We start from the raw sequence: 16,252 nt of genomic DNA, 5'->3' as shown, positions 1-16,252 counted from the left end.
GACAGGGCCCGTCTTGGCTGATAGCCCTGAAGTACGCGGTACCCGGACGGGGGCGGGCTGACCGCCGAGCAGCGCAAGCGCCGAGAAGAGGTACGCATACGGGCCGCAGACCTCTTCGAGGAGAACGTGAAAGTCCCGTGTGCCGCCCGGGAGTTATGGGTGAGCGAGAAGTCGGTCTACCAGTGGCGCCGTGCCTGGGTGTCGGGCGGGCGGGAAGCTCTGCGCTCTCAAGGACCCACGGGCTACGACTGTCGGCTCGACCCCGACCTGCGGGTCCAGCTCTCGACCTGGCCGGAAGAAGGGCCGGCCGCGCACCGCTGGGCGGACGAGCAGGTGTGGACCGCCGCGAGGGTGCGCACTCTGATCGGGCGGACGTTCCACCTCTCCTACGGCGCCTCCGAAGTGACCCGGCTGCCGCACCGCATGGGCTCCAGGGTGCAGATGCCCGCCCGGCCCGCCGCCGAACGGGACGAGGACGCGGTCACCGCATGGCAGGAGGCGGCCTGGCAGGAGGTAAAACCGTCCGGGCGGCGACCGGCGCGTTGCGGCACGGTTCTCACCGCCCTGCTCATGCCCGGCTTCTGCGGCCCGCCGCTGAGAGACGGGCCCGCTCGGAAACCGTGGCCCGCTCAGAAGTCGTAGCGGACGTAGGCGCCCTCGGGCTCGCGGGCGCTCCGGTCCGAGCCCCAGCAGCGGAGCATCGGCCCAACGCGGTACAGGACCGCGCCACCGGCCGGCGGGACAGGGACAGCGAGCACGGCCGAGACGATCCGCATGGCGGTCATCCGCCGTACGAGCCACCAAGCCCCGGCGACCGCAAGCGTCCCCGCTCCCCCTCGTGTGGGTCGCTGTCGGCGTCCCAGGTGCCGCGCCAGTGGTCGCGGGCGAGGTCGCCGATCTCGCGCGCGTCCTCCCCTGCATGGCGGCTGCGCCTACGTTCTTCGTGAACACCGTGGCCACCGGCGGGTAGCTCCTCACCCGGCGATGCCGGCCACACGGTGCGCCACAACGGCAGCTCACGGCCGGAGAGCGTGACCCGGCGGGCGGAAGAACCGCATACAGCGTTCGGTCTTGTCCGCGACGACCAGCGGACCCTCAGGTGGTGCCCAGCGCATCGGTTCGCTTCGTCGATGTCCAATGCTGTGACCGCATGGTCCGCCGGATCAGACGCCGCAGGTGGCTTCCGCTCTGGTTGGATGCAAGAGAACTTGGCCTCGCCGCTGTGGCCGCGAGAGACCAGGGGGTCAGCCCAGCGAAGATGCGGAGGAGCCTGGGTGCATGGAAGTGAGAACAACGAGGGACGCCCCGGTCGGCGAGCGGGCGTTGTCCGGCGGGTTCAACTCGCCCTGTTCGGTCTCGTTGTCCTACTGGTTGGCATTCGTGTCTGGGAACGACACCACGGTGGCGCCTCGAACTCGATCCTGTTCGGTCTGATGGCCGTATCAGCACTTTCCCTCGGGGTTCTGGAGCGCTATCGGGCGAGGATGAGCAAGGAACGTCGCTGATCAGTGCTGTGATCGCGTAGGTGCGCCGGGTCGATCGGGCTGCGGATGCGAGGGGGCGTCCGCCCCGGCGGATGCCCTTCTCACGGCGGATGCGGGTGCGTTCCTTGCGTTGGGCGGCGAGTATCGCGGGGTGGCGGGGTTCGGTATGTCAGGCTTCGAACTCTATGAGAGATTCATGGCACTACGCACCCGCGACGGTGGCCTCGTCACGCCGAACGCATGGGACGGCGTCCGGCGCTGATGCCGGCCGATGCCGACTTCGAGGAAGAGCGGCTCGTCAACAACCTGGGCGAACGATTCCACGACAACGGCGAGAAGATCCTGAACGCGTCGCACACCATCATCCTCACCACCGAGAGGGTGTACACGAACCCGATCTCGCGATTCGACGCCGCCCAGCTGTTCACCTTCATCCGAACACCCACCCGGAAACCAAAACGCACAACCCATACGAGGAAGGGGACAATCTCAATGAAAGCCATTGTGGTGACCGACCAGGCCGCGGGAACGGCCGGGATGACGCTGACGGAGCGGCCTGAGCCGACCGCAGCGATCAACGACGTCATCGTTGAGATTCATGCGTCGGGCTTCGTCCCGACCGAGATGGAGTGGCCATCGACCTGGACCGATCGCGCCGGCCGTGACAAGACACCCTCGATCCCCGGCCACGAGCTGGCCGGAGTGGTCACCGCCCTCGGCTACGGCACGACGGGGCTGTCAGTCGGGCAGCGGGTGTTCGGCCTCGCCGACTGGCACCGCGACGGCACCCTTGCGGAGTACGTGGCGATCGAAGCACGCAACCTCGCACCACTGCCCGGCGACGTCGACTTCACGGTAGGCGCCTCCCTGCCCATCTCAGGTCTGACCGCGTGGCAGGGGCTGTTCCAGCACGGCCGCCTTCAGGCCGGCCAGACCGTCCTCGCCCATGGCGCAGCCGGGGCAGTCGGGACGATGGTGACCCAGCTCGCAAGTGAGGCCGGCGCTTACGTCATCGGCACCGGACGCGCCGCCGACCGTGAGAAGGCACTCGACTTCGGCGCGCATGAGTTCGTCGACCTCGAGAACGACGCGCTGAAAGACGTCGGCGGCGTCGATCTGGTCTTCGATGTCATCGGTGGCGACGTTCAGAAGCGGTCCGCTGCTCTGATCAGGGCCGGAGGAACGCTGGTGTCCATCGTCGGCCCGGTCGAGGCGCGGCCCACTGACGGCCTGGCCGTGGACTTCGTTGTCGAGGCCGATCGTGCCGATCTTGGTGAGATCGTGCAGCGGGTGCGGGACGGACGGCTGCGGACGAACATCCGTGACGTCGCGAGCTTCGACGATGCCGTTGGTGTCCTTAACTCGACCACGCGACGCAGCGGGAAGACAGTCATCCGCGTACGCCCGTAGGGAGTGGACGGCCACAGTCCGACTGGCGGGTCATCCACGAACAGCAGCGGTACCAGGTCGTGCCCGGGCGCGGCAGCGAACACCATGTCAGCGCGCAGGGAGCCGCGGGCCGGGGCGGGGAACGTCCCGCCGGTCGCCGCTGAGGAGCCATGCGGTGCCTTCACCCACTCCGGTGCCGAGTTCGAGGATCCGGCCCGCGGGCCGGGCGGCGGCGAGTGCTGCCAGGAGGCTTCCTGTGCGGTCCTCGCTGGACATGACGAAGCCCGCGTCGCGCGCCTTGGCACGCAACGCGTGCCAGTAGTGCAGAGCACGGACATCCTCGCCCGGCCGCAGCCCACCAGAGCAGCGGGCCTGCCCGCGGCTGGGGTCCTGGACGGCGGCAAACCGGCGCGAGGACTATTCCGGTACCGGTACCGAGCCGGATACCGCGACGCCGGCCTTACGGAAGTCGTTCAGCGCGGCAGCGGTGGTGCGCGGCGCGACCCCGACCGAGTAGTCCAGACGTACGCGTGCGCGAAAGCCGGCCGCGACGGCATCCAGAGCGGTCGCCCGCACACAGTGATCCGTCGCGATGCCCACCACGTCTACCTTCTTGACCCCACGGACGCGCAGCCAGTCCGCCAGCAGGGTTCCCTCCGCGTCCGCGCCTTCGAAGCCGCTCTTGGAGGCACTGTGGGCGCCCTTGAAGAACACGGCGTGCACCTTGCCGCCGGTGACGACGGGCGCGAAGTGGGGATGGAACTCGCTTCCTTCGCCTCCTGCCACGCAGTGGACGGGGAAGCTGTCCTCGAAGTCCGGGTGTTCGGAGAAGTGGCTGCCTGGATCGATGTGATGATCCCTCGTGGCCACGACGTATCGGTACTCACGCCCCACACTGCGCTCCACCAGGTCCGCGATCGCCGTGGCGATCCGCGCCCCACCCTCGACGGGGACGCTGCCACCTTCGCAGAAGTCGTTCTGCACATCCACCACGATCAAGCTTCGGTTCATCACACGCACCCCTTCCAGATCTGTCGGACAGGAGAGGAAGCCGCTTCGAACAACTCTTCCGATGCTGGGCGAGCACGGCCGGCAACACCCCACCGGTTACGCCGAACGAGTGACCCCCGTGCCGGACACCAGCGTGTACGGGCCCGGCAACAGGACGGGCGACCACCGCCGTCGGCGCGGGACATGCGCATCTGCGCATACGAAGGGGACGCAGCATGGCGCCTCATCGTGGCTGCGGGCATCTGGCTCTTGCAAAGAAATCTCAAAGCGGCTGGTCCCATGCCTCGGGCCGTCGCCCGCCGGGACGGCGGCCCGGCCCGCGCTGACGGGTGAGAGCGTGTGCATGGGCATCGTCGAGTAGTTCCCGCAGCCTGGAGGTGGTGGGTGCGATGGCGGTGGCGAGCAGTGCCGGGCCGCCTGCCAGCGGTGCGAGGACGGCGCACCCGTCCTTGGCGCCTTCACCGAGCAGTACGGGGTTTCGCCGGGCGTCAAGGCGCGGGTCGACGATCAGGAGCTGGCCGACGGCGCGGTGTCCGTTCAGGACGGCCGGGCCGTCCCAGCCGGGTTCTGGGGCCCCGAAGGCCGTGTGCTGGTCCAGTAGCGGGCGCCCGGCACGGTGGACCAGGATGCGGGTGACGAGGTGGCCTGGTTCCTCGTCGGCCCGGCCCAGGAATTGCTCTTCTCGCAGTGTCAGCCGTGAGGTGGCGGCGAGTTCGACGGTGTACGTCTGGCGCAGGTTGCTGCCGGCGGCGCTGATCAGGGGCTGTGGCAGCCAGCGCAGATGGGCTTGTTCTCCGGCGGTGAGGCGCACGTCGTAGGTGGCCGCGCCGGTGGTGGGGCCGCGCAGGGCGAGGGTTGCGGCGGCTGTGGTGACCTCCAGCTCGGCCCGGTCTTCGGCGGTGATGTCGAGGGTGAGGGCGTCGCCACCGAGCGGGGCGCTCATCGCGCTGATGATCCCCACCGTGGCGGCGTCGCCGCGGGTGTGCAGGCGCCGCAGGTGGAAGGGGCCGTCGCTGTGCAACTGCGGGAGGGTGGTGACGCGTCCGTTGTGCGCGGCGCGGATCCGGGCCGTGGCTCGCACTCCATCAGGGTGTCCGTCGGGCTCCTGGGCAACGGCTGGAGGAAGGCCGGGGCCGGACGCGGCACGGGCGGCAGCAAGTCGGGAGGAGGGGTTCATACGGTGGCCCCGGTGCGCCACTGGGTGAGGTGGCCGGTGACCCAGCCGGCGACGTCACGGATGCCGTCGTCGGTGGTGAGGCTGGTGAAGATGACGGGGAGGTCGCCGCGCTGTCGTTTCGCGTCGGTGGCCATGGTGTCCAGGTCGGCGCCGACGTGCGGGGCGAGGTCGGTCTTGTTGATGATGAGGAGGTCGGCGCCGGTGATGCCGGGGCCGCCCTTACGGGGAATGTCGTCGCCGCTGGCTACGTCGATGACGAAGATCTGCACGTCGACGAGGCCCTTGGAGAAGGTCGCGGTCAGGTTGTCGCCACCGGACTCGATGAGCACGAGGTCGAGGGGGTGGAGTGTTGCTTCGAGTTGCTCGACGGCTTCCAGGTTGGCGGAGATGTCGTCGCGGATCGCGGTGTGCGGGCAGGCCCCGGTCTCGACGGCGGTGATGCGCTCGGGTGGCAGGACGGCTTCGCGCAGCAGGTACTCGGCGTCCTCGCGGGTGTAGATGTCGTTGGTGACAGCGGCGATGGACCAGCGGTCGCGCAGGGTGCGGCAGAGCGCGGCGACGGTCGCGGTCTTGCCGGAGCCGACGGGGCCGCCCAGGCCGAGGCGCAGAGCACGGCGGCTGCCGTCGGGCCGGGTTACCGAGGCGCTGGGGCCGTGCTGGTGAGGCAGAGAGTGGTCGAGGTGCATAGCAACTCCGTTTGAGAACCTGGGGGTTCGGACGAGGTCAGGAGGCGAAGAGCCGGGCGGTCCAGGCGGCGTGCTGTTCCCCGGTGATGTCCAGCAGGGGTGAGGAGGCTGACGGCAGGGCGTTGAGGCCGTCGGTCATGGCGCGGGTCGCGGCGGCGGCCGCGGCTCGTGCGACGTCGTCGGTTTCGGGGCCGAGGCGGGCCAGCAGCCCCGAGGCGTCGAGCGGGTCGAGGCTCAGCAGGCGCACCGCTGCGGTGGCCGGGCCACCGATGTTCTCGTACGCAGCGACATAGGCGGCGTCCAGCGGGGTGAGCCCGGCGGCGTGGGCGGCGAGGCCCAGAACGATGGGCTGGTGGGCGCCCTGGGGCCGCGCGGCGGCCAGGTTTTCGAGTTCGGTGGACGGAAAAGTGGCACGGGCGGCGCGCAGCATCTGCCGACCGAGCCTGCGGGCGACGGCACGTAGTGCGGAAGAGGGAGTGCGCGCGTCGGCGGCGTCGTCGAGCAACAGCGGGTCACATCCGGCAGCGGCAGCGGCGGCGAGCCCGGCCGTCGTCAACCCGGTGGTGTGCAGGCGCCCGCGGCAGAACGCCTCCAGGCTGTCGGTGTCGTGTACGGCTCCGTGGGCGACGGCGGCTTCGACGCCGCCGGAGTGGGCGTGCCCGCCGGCGGGGAAGCGGCCGTCGGCCAGGAGGAGCAGGGCTGCGCGGCTCATGGGCGAGCGGCTGCCTTTCACAGAGGTCGGATGGTGATGCGGTGGTCCGGGCCGACGCACAGGTGCCGTCCGGTGCCCGGCCGTAGCGGCGGCGGCCGGGGGCTCCGGTCAGAAGAGGAAGTACCGCTGTGCCAGGGGGACTTCCGTGACGTAGGAACGCGGTACGGTCGCACCGTCGATTTCGGTGCGGGCGTCGCTGGTGGTCGCACCGCCGATGGTGACCTCGAAGCTGTTGTGGTCGACCTCGAGACTCCGGGGAACCGTGTCGTTCAGTTTCATGTCGGCCTTCGTGACGTGCCGGGTACTTGCAATATCCACGAAGTCCTTGTCGAGACGGAGCCCCGGATTACTGCTGGTGCCGTCTCCGTTCAGTTTCCCGGCCACGCCAGGAGCCACGAAGTTCACCGAGTTGCGTCCCGGGGAGCGGCCGGTGGAGCCCCAGACCGGGCGCGGCAGGTAGGGCTGCGGCGTGGTGATCGACGCGTTGGCGTCACCGACCTGCGCGTAGGCGAGCTGACCGCCCTTGAGGAGCATGTGCGGTTTGACGCCGAAGAACTTCGGCTCCCACAGCACCAGGTCGGCGAGCTTCCCGGTCTCCACGGAGCCGGTGTGGCCGTCGATGCCGTGCGTGATCGCCGGGTTGATCGTGTACTTGGCGACGTACCGGCGCGCGCGGAAGTTGTCGTTCGGCTGCAACTGCTGGTCGTTGAAGGAGTGGTCTGTGTCATCGGTGATCCTGCGGACCTTCGCGGCTTCGAGGTCCTCCTTCAGTGGCCCGTAGCGGCACTTCATGACGTGCGCGGTCTGCCAGGTACGCATGATCATCTCGCCGATGCGGCCCATCGCCTGGGCGTCGGAGGACATCATCGAGATGGCCCCCATGTCGTGGAGGAGGTCCTCCGCCGCCATGGTGGACGGCCTGATCCGGGAGTCGGCGAAGGCCATATCCGCCGGGATCTCCGGGTTGAGGTGATGGCACACGATCATCATGTCGACGTGCTCCTTGACGGTGTTGACCGTCAGGGGACGCGTCGGGTTGGTCGAGGCCGGCAGGACGTTCGGATCCTTGACCAGCTCGATCATGTCCGGCGCGTGACCGCCGCCGGCGCCCTCCACATGGAAGATGTGGATCGAGCGTGCCTGCTTCGCCGTGAACTTCCCATCTGCGTCCCTGGCGTCGCCTGTGAAGGCTGCCCGTGTGCTCTCCAAGAATCCCGACTCGTTCAGTGAGTCGGCGTGCAGAGCAAGCTGGACACCGCGCTCTTCACAAACGTCCAGGGCCCGGTCGATCACCGCAGGCGTGGCGCCCCAGTCCTCGTGGACCTTGAAGCCACAGACACCGGCGTCCACCTGCGCGTTGAGCTCGTGCTTGTTCATCGTACTGCCCTTGCCGAGCAGGCCGATGTTGACCGGGAACTCATCCAGCGCCTCGAAGAGCCGCCTGATGTGCCACGCGCCCGGTGTCACGGTGGTCGCCGTACTGCCCTCGGCCGGTCCCGTGCCGCCGCCGATCAGGGTGGTCACACCCGCGGCCAGAGCCTCCTGGATCTCCCCGGGGCAGATGAAGTGGACATGTGTGTCCACACCACCCGCGGTGAGGATCCGCCCGTTGCCGGAGATGACCTCGGTACTCGGCCCGACCACGAAACTCACCGGCGTCACCGGAACCTTCACCGCGTTGCCGGCAGTCGTACGGTCCGGCATCTCGAACCTGTTGCTCGGAATCGGATCCATCGTCTCGGGATTGAACGCCTTGCCGATGGCCGCGATCCTGCCGTCGAGAATGCCGATGTCGGCCTTTACCACGCCCCACCAGTCGAGGATCAGCGCGCCCGTGATGACGGTGTCCACGGGCCTGTGGTCCGTGGCGTCGCCTCTGCTGTTCCGCCCGTCCCTGGCCAGGTGCGACATCCCCATCGACTCGCGGATCACCTTGCCGCCGCCGAAGATCATCTCATTGCCGCTGTACGAAGGGCCGCCGCTCCAGTCGGCCTCGATCTCCAGCGTGAGGTCGGTGTCGGCGAGCCGGACCCTGTCCATCGTGGTCGGCCCGTACAGAACAGCGTAGTCCGCCCGCTTCAGCACGTTGCTCGGCCTGTGCTGACCCGTCTGCCCCGGCTGGCCGCTCATCGGACGACCCCCTCGCGCAGTCCCTGGATCTTGCCGGCGTCGTTCTTGGCGTCACCCTCGATCGCCACCAGTTCAACGCAGCACTCGTCTCCTGGCTCGAACCGCACGGACGTACCCGCGGCGATGTTGAGCCGCCGCCCCTTCGCCTCAGCACAGGTCCACAGCTTGTGGTCGTTCACCGGTGTGCCGACCGGGTTCTCGATCACCTCAAGGCCCGGGTTGACCTCGGCGAAGTGGTAGTGGGAGCCGACCTGGACCGGGCGGTCGGACACATTCTTGACCTTGATCGTCTTCTTGTCGCTCTGCAGGTGCTTGTTGAACGCGATCTCCTGGTGCCAGGACGCGGCGTCCTCGCACCCGTCGCAGCAGGCGGACGAGTCGGTGCCCTCGCAGTCGACCGGGCACTGCGGCGTGCGCGCCGGCTGGGGGTGCTCGACCTTGCCCGGGTAGACCTCGGGTTCCTGTGTGGCCTCCGGGATGGGGTCGTGGATGGTGACCAGCTTGGTGCCGTCCGGGAAGGTCGCTTCCACCTGGACGTTTTTGATCATCTCCGGGACGCCGTCCATCACGTCGTCACGGGTGAGCACCAGCCGGCCCGAGTCCATGATGTCGCTGACCGTCTTACCGTCGCGCGCCGCCTCGAAGACATGAACGGTCAGCAGGGCCATCGTCTCGGGGTAGTTCAGACGCAGGCCCCGGTCGCGGCGCTTGGCGGCCACGTCGGCCGCGACGTGGATCAGCAAGCGTTCTTGCTCATGTGGAGTCAAATGCACGGTGACTCGTTTCTGTTGTGCGGATTCGTGCGGGCGGCCGGACATGCCCAGGTCGCGGACACCGCTCCCCCGGACGGCCACGGACGCTCTACGAGCATCAGCGGGGCAAGGACGGCGAAACGGCCGAACGGCGATTGCTCCACACCATCTGATGAATCCACGGAGCACGCCGTTTTCTCCCCGCCAGGCGAGGAAGAAGCCGGCATGGAGCCCTGCGCCATGGCGTACGGGATGGACGTCGACAAGCGGCTGCCCAAACAGCGTCATCACACCGTGTAGGCCGGGCTGATGGACGGGCACCGCGAGCGCCTGGAGCGCTCGGCAGCACGACGTCGGCCCGAGGAGCCCGTGAAGCCGCCCACGACTCCCTTGCGAGCCTTCGAACTGGACGCGATACCGAGCGCTCAGGTCCACCACCGTCCGGCGACCACGGTTGTCAGGCCTACGACCACAGGCCCGACCAGAGCAGGTCACAGTGAGGGCGGCCCTCACATCTATGGTGGCCTGGCCTGTCCCGACCTGGCGTGATCAGCCTGAGCGGTGATGTGCTGACCCGCAGTTGAGATGAACTCCAAAGCCGTGCGGGGTTTTCTGTCCTTCTGTCCGATCACGTCGCGATGATCCGTGGCTCGCGTCTCGCGCGAGGCGGGGCGTCGGTCAGCCGGGCGGGAGGCGGAGTGTGGCCGTCGCGCCTCCGTCGGGCGCATTGGCGAACTCCAGGCGTGCCTGGATGACTTGTGCCTGGCCCAACGCGATCGTCAGCCCGAGGCCGTGGCCCTGGCCGCGCTCGACCGCTCCGGTTCGGAAGCGTTGCGGCCCTTGGGCGAGCAGCTCCGCCGGGAAGCCCGGGCCGTGGTCCCGTACGACGACGGTGGCGCCGTCCACCGCCACGGTGACCGGTGCCCGCCCGTGCCGGTGGGCGTTGCCGACCAGGTTCGCGAGGATCCGGTCCAGCCGCCGTGGATCGGTGCGTACCGTCCCGGCACCCGACGCCGACACCCGCACCGTCAGCCCGGTGCGCCGTACCGAATCCTCCACCAGCTCGCCGAGCGGAACGGTCACCGGCTCAGCCTGTTCCGCGCCCGCGTCCAGCTTTGACACCTCCAGCAGCTCCTCAACCAGCGTGCGCAGCACCCGGACCCGGTCCCGCACCAGATCGGTCGCCTCGCTCGGGGGCAGCAGTTCCGCCGAGGTGACCAGTCCCATCAGCGGGGTCCGCAGTTCGTGTGCCACATCGGCGGTGAACCGCTGCTCGCTGCGCAGCCGCCGCTCCAGGCTGCCCGCCATGTGGTCGACGGCCACCGAGATGTCCGCGATCTCGTCCCTGCCGCGCCCCGGGCCGCCGGTCCGCGCGTCCAGTTCACCTTCGGTGATGCGGCGCGCTGTGGCGGCGACCCGGCGCAACCTCCGGACCAGGAGTTCGGCAGCCAGCGCTGACAGCGGAAGCACTACGGCCAGCGCCGCGATCGCCGCGTACGCCATGTGCCGGTCGAGTGCCTTACGGCTGAGCCAGTCGAGGTCCATGTGGACGCGGACGCCCGTCCATCGGCCTTCGGACTCCTGGGCGGCCCACATCCAGGGCACATGTGCCACACGTGTGTCGTACCAGGTCTGGGATCTGCCGTCGGCCTTGCGTACCTGCTCGCGCAGAGTACGGGGCAGTTCGTGGGGGCTTGTGATGACGGCGTCGGCCGCGCCGGGCTTTCGTTGCAACGCGTCGGCGAGTTCGCTGAGGGCCCTGGTCTCGCCCTCCGCGATCGAGCGCTCGTACGTCGCCCTGTGCACGAGGACCCCGATGACCAGTGCGACCACGCAGCAGGCGGTGCCCACCAGAGCGGTGATCTTCCAGAGCAGCGAGGCGAAAGGGCGTGTCATGTCAGCGCACGAGCTTGTAGCCGAAGCCGCGGACCGTCTCGATCCGCTCGGCGCCGATCTTCTTTCGCAGCCGCTGCACGCACAGGTCCACGACCCTGCTGTCACCGTCCCAGCCGTAGTCCCACACATTGCGCAGCAGCCTCTGCCGCTCCAGCACCGTCCCCGGATGCGCGGCGAACTCCAGCAACAGCCGCAGCTCGGTCGGCGTCAGGACCACGGGCTCACCGGCCACCCGCGCCTCCAGTCCGTCCGTGTCGAGCGTGAGGTCTCCGAAGGTGAGCACCGGCTGGCCGTCGACGGTCGGCTCGGCGCGGGTGAAGGTGGCCCTGCGAAGCAGCGCGCGTATCCGCGCCACCAGAACCGGGGACTCGACGGGCTTGACGACGTAGTCGTCCGCGCCTGCCTCCAGTCCCCCGACCACGTCGAGCGAGTCGCCGCGCGCGGACATCATCAGGATCGGCACCAAGCTGGTCTCCCGCACCCGTCGGCACAGTCCGATCCCGTCAAGGCCCGGCAGCATCACGTCCAGGAGCAGCAGGTCGTGGCCGCCCGCGCGGAACAGCTCCAGCCCTGCCAGACCGTCCTCCGCGGATGCCACCGTGTAGCCGTAGCGCTCCAGCACGAGCCCCACGGCCCTGCGGATCACGGTGTCGTCCTCGACGAGGAGCACGTTCACGGACTCGGACACCTGCCTCACCTGCTCACCTGTCACACGCGCACGATTCAACAACACCAGGCACCACCCGAGTAAGAAGGAAGAAAGCCATCAGAGGTTGACCGAAGCGGCGACCGGGCGATGATCGCTCCCGGTACGCGGCAGCGTCCATGCCGCCACGGGATCGACCCCTTGTGTGAACACGTGGTCGATCCGCACCACCGGCAGGGCGGCCGGCCACGTGAATCCGAGCCCCGCGCCCGCCACCTGCTGCGCCGACCGCATCACCGAGGTCACCGGGGTCAATCCGCGGTCGTCCGGGGACCCGTTGAAATCGCCCATGAGGATCCGCCGCCGCTCTGGAGCACGGTGGACCGCGTCAGCAAGCCGCACCACCGCGTGATCACGCCAGTTTGTGGTGAACCCTTCGGCCGGCCGCACCCGCACCGACGGCAAATGGGCCACGAAGACCGCGACAGGTCCCTTCGGTGTCTCGACCGTCGCGCGCAACGCCCGCGTCCACGCCATGATCGGCACCGGCCGCACGTCCCGCAACGGCCGTTTGCTCCACAGCCCGACGGTGCCCGCCACATGGTGGTACGGATAGGCGTCGGCCAGTACCCGCTCGTAGGCGGGGACGTTCGCGTCGGTCAGCTCCTCCAGCCCGATCACATCTGCGCCGGAGGCGGCCAGCCCACGGCCGGCCGAGTCCGGGTCGGCGTCACCCACGTTGTGGCTGACCACGGTCAGGTCACCGCCCGTGCCGCGTTTGTCGGCGAGTGTGCCGCCGAAGAGGGACACCCACGTCACGGCCGGCAGCAACACGGAGACCAACGCCGTCGCCGACCGCCGGACCAAGGCAATCACCAGCAGAGGGAGCACCGCTGCGCCCGCCCAGGGCAGAAAGTTCTCGACGAGGCCGGTGGGCCGGCCGGGACCGTTGGGTATCCGGCGGTGCAGCAGGAGCACGGTGGTGCACAGCAGCGCGAGCGCCGCCGTCACCCGCCCGCGCCGCCACGACCACGGCGCCGCAAGCCCTTTGCCCCGGACTCTGGCCCCTGCCTCACCGGCGACCGGTACCGGCGTCGGCTCGCCCCGCGTCCCGAGGCCGCGCAACCCTTCGGCCTCCACGCTCGGCCGGCCGTCGTCCGGCCACGGCACCTCTGCGGCGAAGGCGGAGAGGGCCGGGTCGGCCGCCGCGTTGCAGCCGTTGCCGGACCCGAGTCGGCCGACCCTGATGGTGACGGCCGCGATGGCCGGCAGGGAGGTGAGCGCGATCCACGGCGGCGCATGGCGCAGCCGTCGGCCGGCCTGGGTGTGCGGCAGCATCGGACAACCTCCGAACGGTTGGAAGTGGGATGCCGCCCACAGTCCGGCTCCCGTGTATCGGGAGCACGGTGACCGTGTATCAGCCGCCGCTGAGGTGTGTATCGGTTGCGCATGCCTGCATCCGGCCGCGACCGTTCCACGGCGCGCGCCCCAGGGCTGACACACAACTGAGCGGCTGCCGCGACGCGCCTGATACGCGGGTGAGACCAGCCGGAAGACTGCCGGGCCCAGGATCGAGGCCGGACGGGACGGCCGGATGCTGTTCCTCCGTACAAGCCCGCCGGAGCTGGTGCCCGGCGGCGGACGAAAGGGGAGTCGCTCATGCGCAAGGGAACAAGCCGAAGGGCGGGCGCCGTCATGACGACGGGGGTCGCGGTGACCGCGACCCTGATGGCCGCCTTACCGGCGCAGGCCATCGTGGGTGGCACCGAGTCGACCCACGCTTACTCGTTCATGGGCTCGTTCCAGCCGTCCTTTCCCGCGCCGCCGCGCCCGGACGGACACGGCTGTGGGGTGGAGGTCCTGGCGCCGCAATGGGTTCTGACCGCCAGTCACTGCGCAGGCAGGAACCCGACGGGGGCGAGGGTGGGTGTCCCGCGTGACTGGAAGGTCCGGGTCGGGTCACTGGACACCACGTCCGGAGGTGAGGTCGCCGAGGTCGACCATTATTACCGGCTGGCGACCAGTGCCGATGAGGGCGGGTTCTGGGGCCGCGACCTCGCGTTGCTGCACCTGCGGACCCCGGTTCGGGCCAAGCCGGTGCGGATCGCCTCGACCACACCGCCGGACAACACGCCCGTCCGCATCATGGGCTGGGGCATGACCTGCGACGACACCGACAACGCGGCGTGTTTCCCTACGCGGTTGCGGGAGGCCGACACCGTGGTTCAGCCGATTTCGACGTGTCCGTCAGCCGCGCCCGGCGGAGAGTTGTGTGTCGGTAGCGAGGACGGCAGTGTCGCCGCGTCGAACATGGACTCCGGCGGGCCCGCGCTGGTCCGCGACGGCGACCGGTGGGCCGTGGCCGGTGTGGTCAGTGGCCCCGACGAAAGCGGCAAGACGCTGTACACCGATGTCACCCGGCACGCCGCCTGGCTGGGCGGCATCATCACGGGCACCGACGTGCCCCCCGACGATCTCATCCCGGACGTGGAAGGCTCGGTGGATCTGAGCGGCTGTGCGGGCTCAGTGGTCCGCACCCCCACCTCCCGGCCGCAGGACCCGGCTCTGTTGCTGACCAACGGTCACTGCGTGCAAGGGCAGCGGCCCGCGCCCGGAACCGCGCTGCTGGACCAGCCGGCCGACCGTGAGGTGCCTGTCGCCGACCGCCAGGGCTACCCGCAGACCACCGCACGTGCGAAACGGCTGGTGTACGCGACGATGACCGGCACCGACATCGCGCTCTACCGCCTGGACAAGACCTACGGGCAGTTGAGGGCCGAGGGCGCGAAAATCTTCCACCTCACCTCCACTCCCGTGCGCGCAGGCGACCCGCTGACCATGGCCTACACCAGCCGCCGCTTCAGCTGCACCGCCGAGGCCGTGGTCACGCACCTGCGGGAGGGCGACTACCAGCAGGACGACTCCATCCGCTACACCGCCGGCGAAGACTGCGCCCCCTGGCACGGCACATCCGGTTCGGCGCTGCTGGCCCCCGACGGCACCGCGGTCGTGGGGATCCACAACACCCACAACGATGCCGGCGAGCACTGCACCGACAACAACCCCTGCGAGGTGGGTCCGGACGGAGCCGTGACATCCGTTCAGGGCCGTGGTTACGGCCAGCAGGTCTACATGATCACGGACTGCCTGGCCAAGGGATCGAAACTCGACCTCTCCCGCCAGGGCTGCACCCTCACCGGTGCCATGCCCCGCCCTGACGACCACGACGGCCACTCCGGTGACCACAACCGACAGCGCCGCCGGCTGTAGCCACGGCAGGCATGATGATTGGGTTTGCGGTGATCTGGATCAACGACCTCCTGAAGCCAACTGGTTGATCACAACCACACAGGTCCTGGACGGTCCGCGCAACGCATGCGGGTGAGCGCCCACGTCATGGGACCGATGGCGGCGAGTACAGCACCACCTCGCTCACCCGCGCGAAACCCAGCCGGCTGTAGACAGGCAGCCCCTGGCTACTGGCCTGCAGCGTGCAGACGGACATCCCGTGTTCCCGTCCGATCGCCATTGCGGCTGCGGTGAGCGCCGCACCGATGCCTCGCTCGCGGTAGGCGGGATCGGTGCCGATCCAGTAAAGACCGGCTACGCCGTTGCTGACGAGCACCGCCGAGGTGGCCACCGCGCGTCCGTCGATTCGCCCCACCAATCGGATGAGGAGACCGAGGTCAGTACGCAGACCGGCTTCGGCGTCGATGACCGCGTCCCGCAGGTCGGGGCCTACGCCGAAGGACGACGCGTAGGCATCGACGTAGTCCGCCAGGCACTCGGAGGTATCGACACGCTCGACGGTGAGTCCAGCCGGGAGAGGCGACTCGGGCACCTTGTCGAGCCGGGCGGCCATGATCGGCATGCTGCCGATTCGGGCGTAGCCGCGTCCCTCCAGCACGTCTGCCACGCCGGGGTCGCTGTCCGGTCCTGTCCACCAACGCCACGGCAAGCCGCTCAACTGCTCCTCTGCCTCGGCTGCCGCGTCTTCCACAGGGCACTCGCGCACCCTCAGGACGCCGTTGAGCAGTCTGTGCGGGAGGCCGCTGCGGTAAAGGGTCCGGTCGGCGTCGAGTCCGCTCGAACTGCCCCAGGCGAGCCAATGAGCCCGGAGGTTGGCCATCTGCGGAAGGAGTTCATGGATGGACGTAGCGACCGGTTCGGCAGACTTCATGCCGGGATTGTATTCCGCGGCGATCTCCCGCCATGCGCTCGCGGTTCCTGGCAGTTGGGGGTCCGTCCGGCCAACCGCGCCCACCGCCGTGCCGCCGACGGCTCACTGCCCGACTGCCGGATCAGCGGGGCGCGTACGTCGGCGTACACGTCGCATGCTGCGCGACGACGTATCGGCGAGCGGTCAGCT

General features: G+C 69.2%; 14 protein-coding genes and 3 pseudogenes. 3 read left to right on the top strand and 14 right to left on the bottom strand.

The genetic code is table 11. The annotated features are described in order from the left end of the window. The first annotated feature begins 57 nt into the window (after positions 1–57). The gene (locus tag ACIBK3_RS35245; RefSeq protein WP_399371700.1) at positions 58–642 is read left to right on the top strand and encodes a transposase; all 585 of its coding nucleotides are present in this window, start codon (positions 58–60) and stop codon (positions 640–642) included. Here the strand turns inward: ACIBK3_RS35245 and ACIBK3_RS35240 are convergent. Further along, positions 630–785: a hypothetical protein gene (locus tag ACIBK3_RS35240; RefSeq protein WP_399371677.1), complete on the bottom strand. Its 156-nt coding sequence runs from the start codon at positions 783–785 to the stop codon at positions 630–632. The two genes, ACIBK3_RS35245 and ACIBK3_RS35240, sit on opposite strands and share 13 nt — an antisense overlap. Positions 786–1,542: 757 nt before the next feature. Next, positions 1,543–1,641, bottom strand: a pseudogene (locus ACIBK3_RS35235) (IS630 family transposase); the annotation flags it as partial. A gap of 335 nt (positions 1,642–1,976) precedes the next feature. On the opposite strand from ACIBK3_RS35235, the gene ACIBK3_RS35230 reads away from it, so the two are divergent. Then, on the top strand, positions 1,977–2,894 hold the full coding sequence (locus ACIBK3_RS35230; protein ID WP_399371699.1) for an NADP-dependent oxidoreductase: 918 nt from the start codon (positions 1,977–1,979) through the stop codon (positions 2,892–2,894). A gap of 135 nt (positions 2,895–3,029) precedes the next feature. On the opposite strand, the pseudogene ACIBK3_RS35225 reads toward ACIBK3_RS35230, so the two are convergent. The 11 genes and pseudogenes from ACIBK3_RS35225 to ACIBK3_RS35175 form a co-directional block, all read right to left on the bottom strand. Next, a pseudogene (locus ACIBK3_RS35225) lies at positions 3,030–3,200 on the bottom strand (SAM-dependent methyltransferase); the annotation flags it as partial. A 90-nt stretch (positions 3,201–3,290) separates the two neighbouring features. Continuing rightward, a complete protein-coding gene (locus ACIBK3_RS35220) occupies positions 3,291–3,884 on the bottom strand; it encodes an isochorismatase family protein (RefSeq protein ID WP_399371675.1) in 594 nt (197 codons plus the stop codon). Positions 3,885–4,146: 262 nt separating this feature from the next. After that, positions 4,147–4,965 carry an urease accessory protein UreD gene (locus ACIBK3_RS35215; protein ID WP_399371674.1) on the bottom strand — a complete coding sequence of 273 codons (819 nt, stop codon included), beginning with the start codon at positions 4,963–4,965 and terminating at the stop codon, positions 4,147–4,149. A 92-nt stretch (positions 4,966–5,057) separates the two neighbouring features. After that, positions 5,058–5,747, bottom strand: coding sequence for an urease accessory protein UreG (ureG, locus tag ACIBK3_RS35210; protein ID WP_399371672.1), 690 nt, complete (start codon positions 5,745–5,747; stop codon positions 5,058–5,060). A gap of 37 nt (positions 5,748–5,784) precedes the next feature. After that, positions 5,785–6,459 carry an urease accessory protein UreF gene (locus ACIBK3_RS35205; RefSeq protein ID WP_399371671.1) on the bottom strand — a complete coding sequence of 225 codons (675 nt, stop codon included), beginning with the start codon at positions 6,457–6,459 and terminating at the stop codon, positions 5,785–5,787. Positions 6,460–6,567: 108 nt separating this feature from the next. Further along, positions 6,568–8,589, bottom strand: a complete 2,022-nt coding sequence (locus ACIBK3_RS35200) for an urease subunit alpha (RefSeq protein WP_399371670.1) — start codon at positions 8,587–8,589, stop codon at positions 6,568–6,570. Continuing rightward, on the bottom strand, positions 8,586–8,915 hold the full coding sequence (locus ACIBK3_RS35195; RefSeq protein WP_399371698.1) for an urease subunit beta: 330 nt from the start codon (positions 8,913–8,915) through the stop codon (positions 8,586–8,588). The genes ACIBK3_RS35200 and ACIBK3_RS35195 overlap by 4 nt, the downstream gene beginning before the upstream one ends. Before the next feature lie 150 nt (positions 8,916–9,065). Next, positions 9,066–9,362: pseudogene (locus tag ACIBK3_RS35190) on the bottom strand (urease subunit gamma); the annotation flags it as partial. Between the two features lie 657 nt (positions 9,363–10,019). After that, the gene (locus tag ACIBK3_RS35185) at positions 10,020–11,237 is read right to left on the bottom strand and encodes a sensor histidine kinase (protein ID WP_399371668.1); all 1,218 of its coding nucleotides are present in this window, start codon (positions 11,235–11,237) and stop codon (positions 10,020–10,022) included. Position 11,238: 1 nt separating this feature from the next. Next, positions 11,239–11,925 carry a two-component system response regulator CseB gene (gene cseB / locus ACIBK3_RS35180; protein WP_399371667.1) on the bottom strand — a complete coding sequence of 229 codons (687 nt, stop codon included), beginning with the start codon at positions 11,923–11,925 and terminating at the stop codon, positions 11,239–11,241. A 78-nt stretch (positions 11,926–12,003) separates the two neighbouring features. Then, complete coding sequence (locus tag ACIBK3_RS35175) at positions 12,004–12,894, bottom strand: endonuclease/exonuclease/phosphatase family protein (RefSeq protein ID WP_399371697.1); 891 nt, start codon at positions 12,892–12,894, stop codon at positions 12,004–12,006. A 648-nt stretch (positions 12,895–13,542) separates the two neighbouring features. Here ACIBK3_RS35175 and ACIBK3_RS35170 point away from each other — a divergent pair. Then, positions 13,543–15,153, top strand: coding sequence for a trypsin-like serine protease (locus ACIBK3_RS35170; protein ID WP_399371666.1), 1,611 nt, complete (start codon positions 13,543–13,545; stop codon positions 15,151–15,153). 124 nt (positions 15,154–15,277) lie between these two features. Here the strand turns inward: ACIBK3_RS35170 and ACIBK3_RS35165 are convergent, their stop codons facing one another. After that, a complete protein-coding gene (locus ACIBK3_RS35165) occupies positions 15,278–16,063 on the bottom strand; it encodes a GNAT family N-acetyltransferase (RefSeq protein ID WP_399371665.1) in 786 nt (261 codons plus the stop codon). Positions 16,064–16,252: the final 189 nt, after the last annotated feature.

The organism is Streptomyces sp. NPDC050287 (assembly GCF_044459385.1).
Taxonomy (GTDB): domain Bacteria; phylum Actinomycetota; class Actinomycetes; order Streptomycetales; family Streptomycetaceae; genus Streptomyces.
This window is presented reverse-complemented; position numbering and strand designations above follow the sequence as displayed.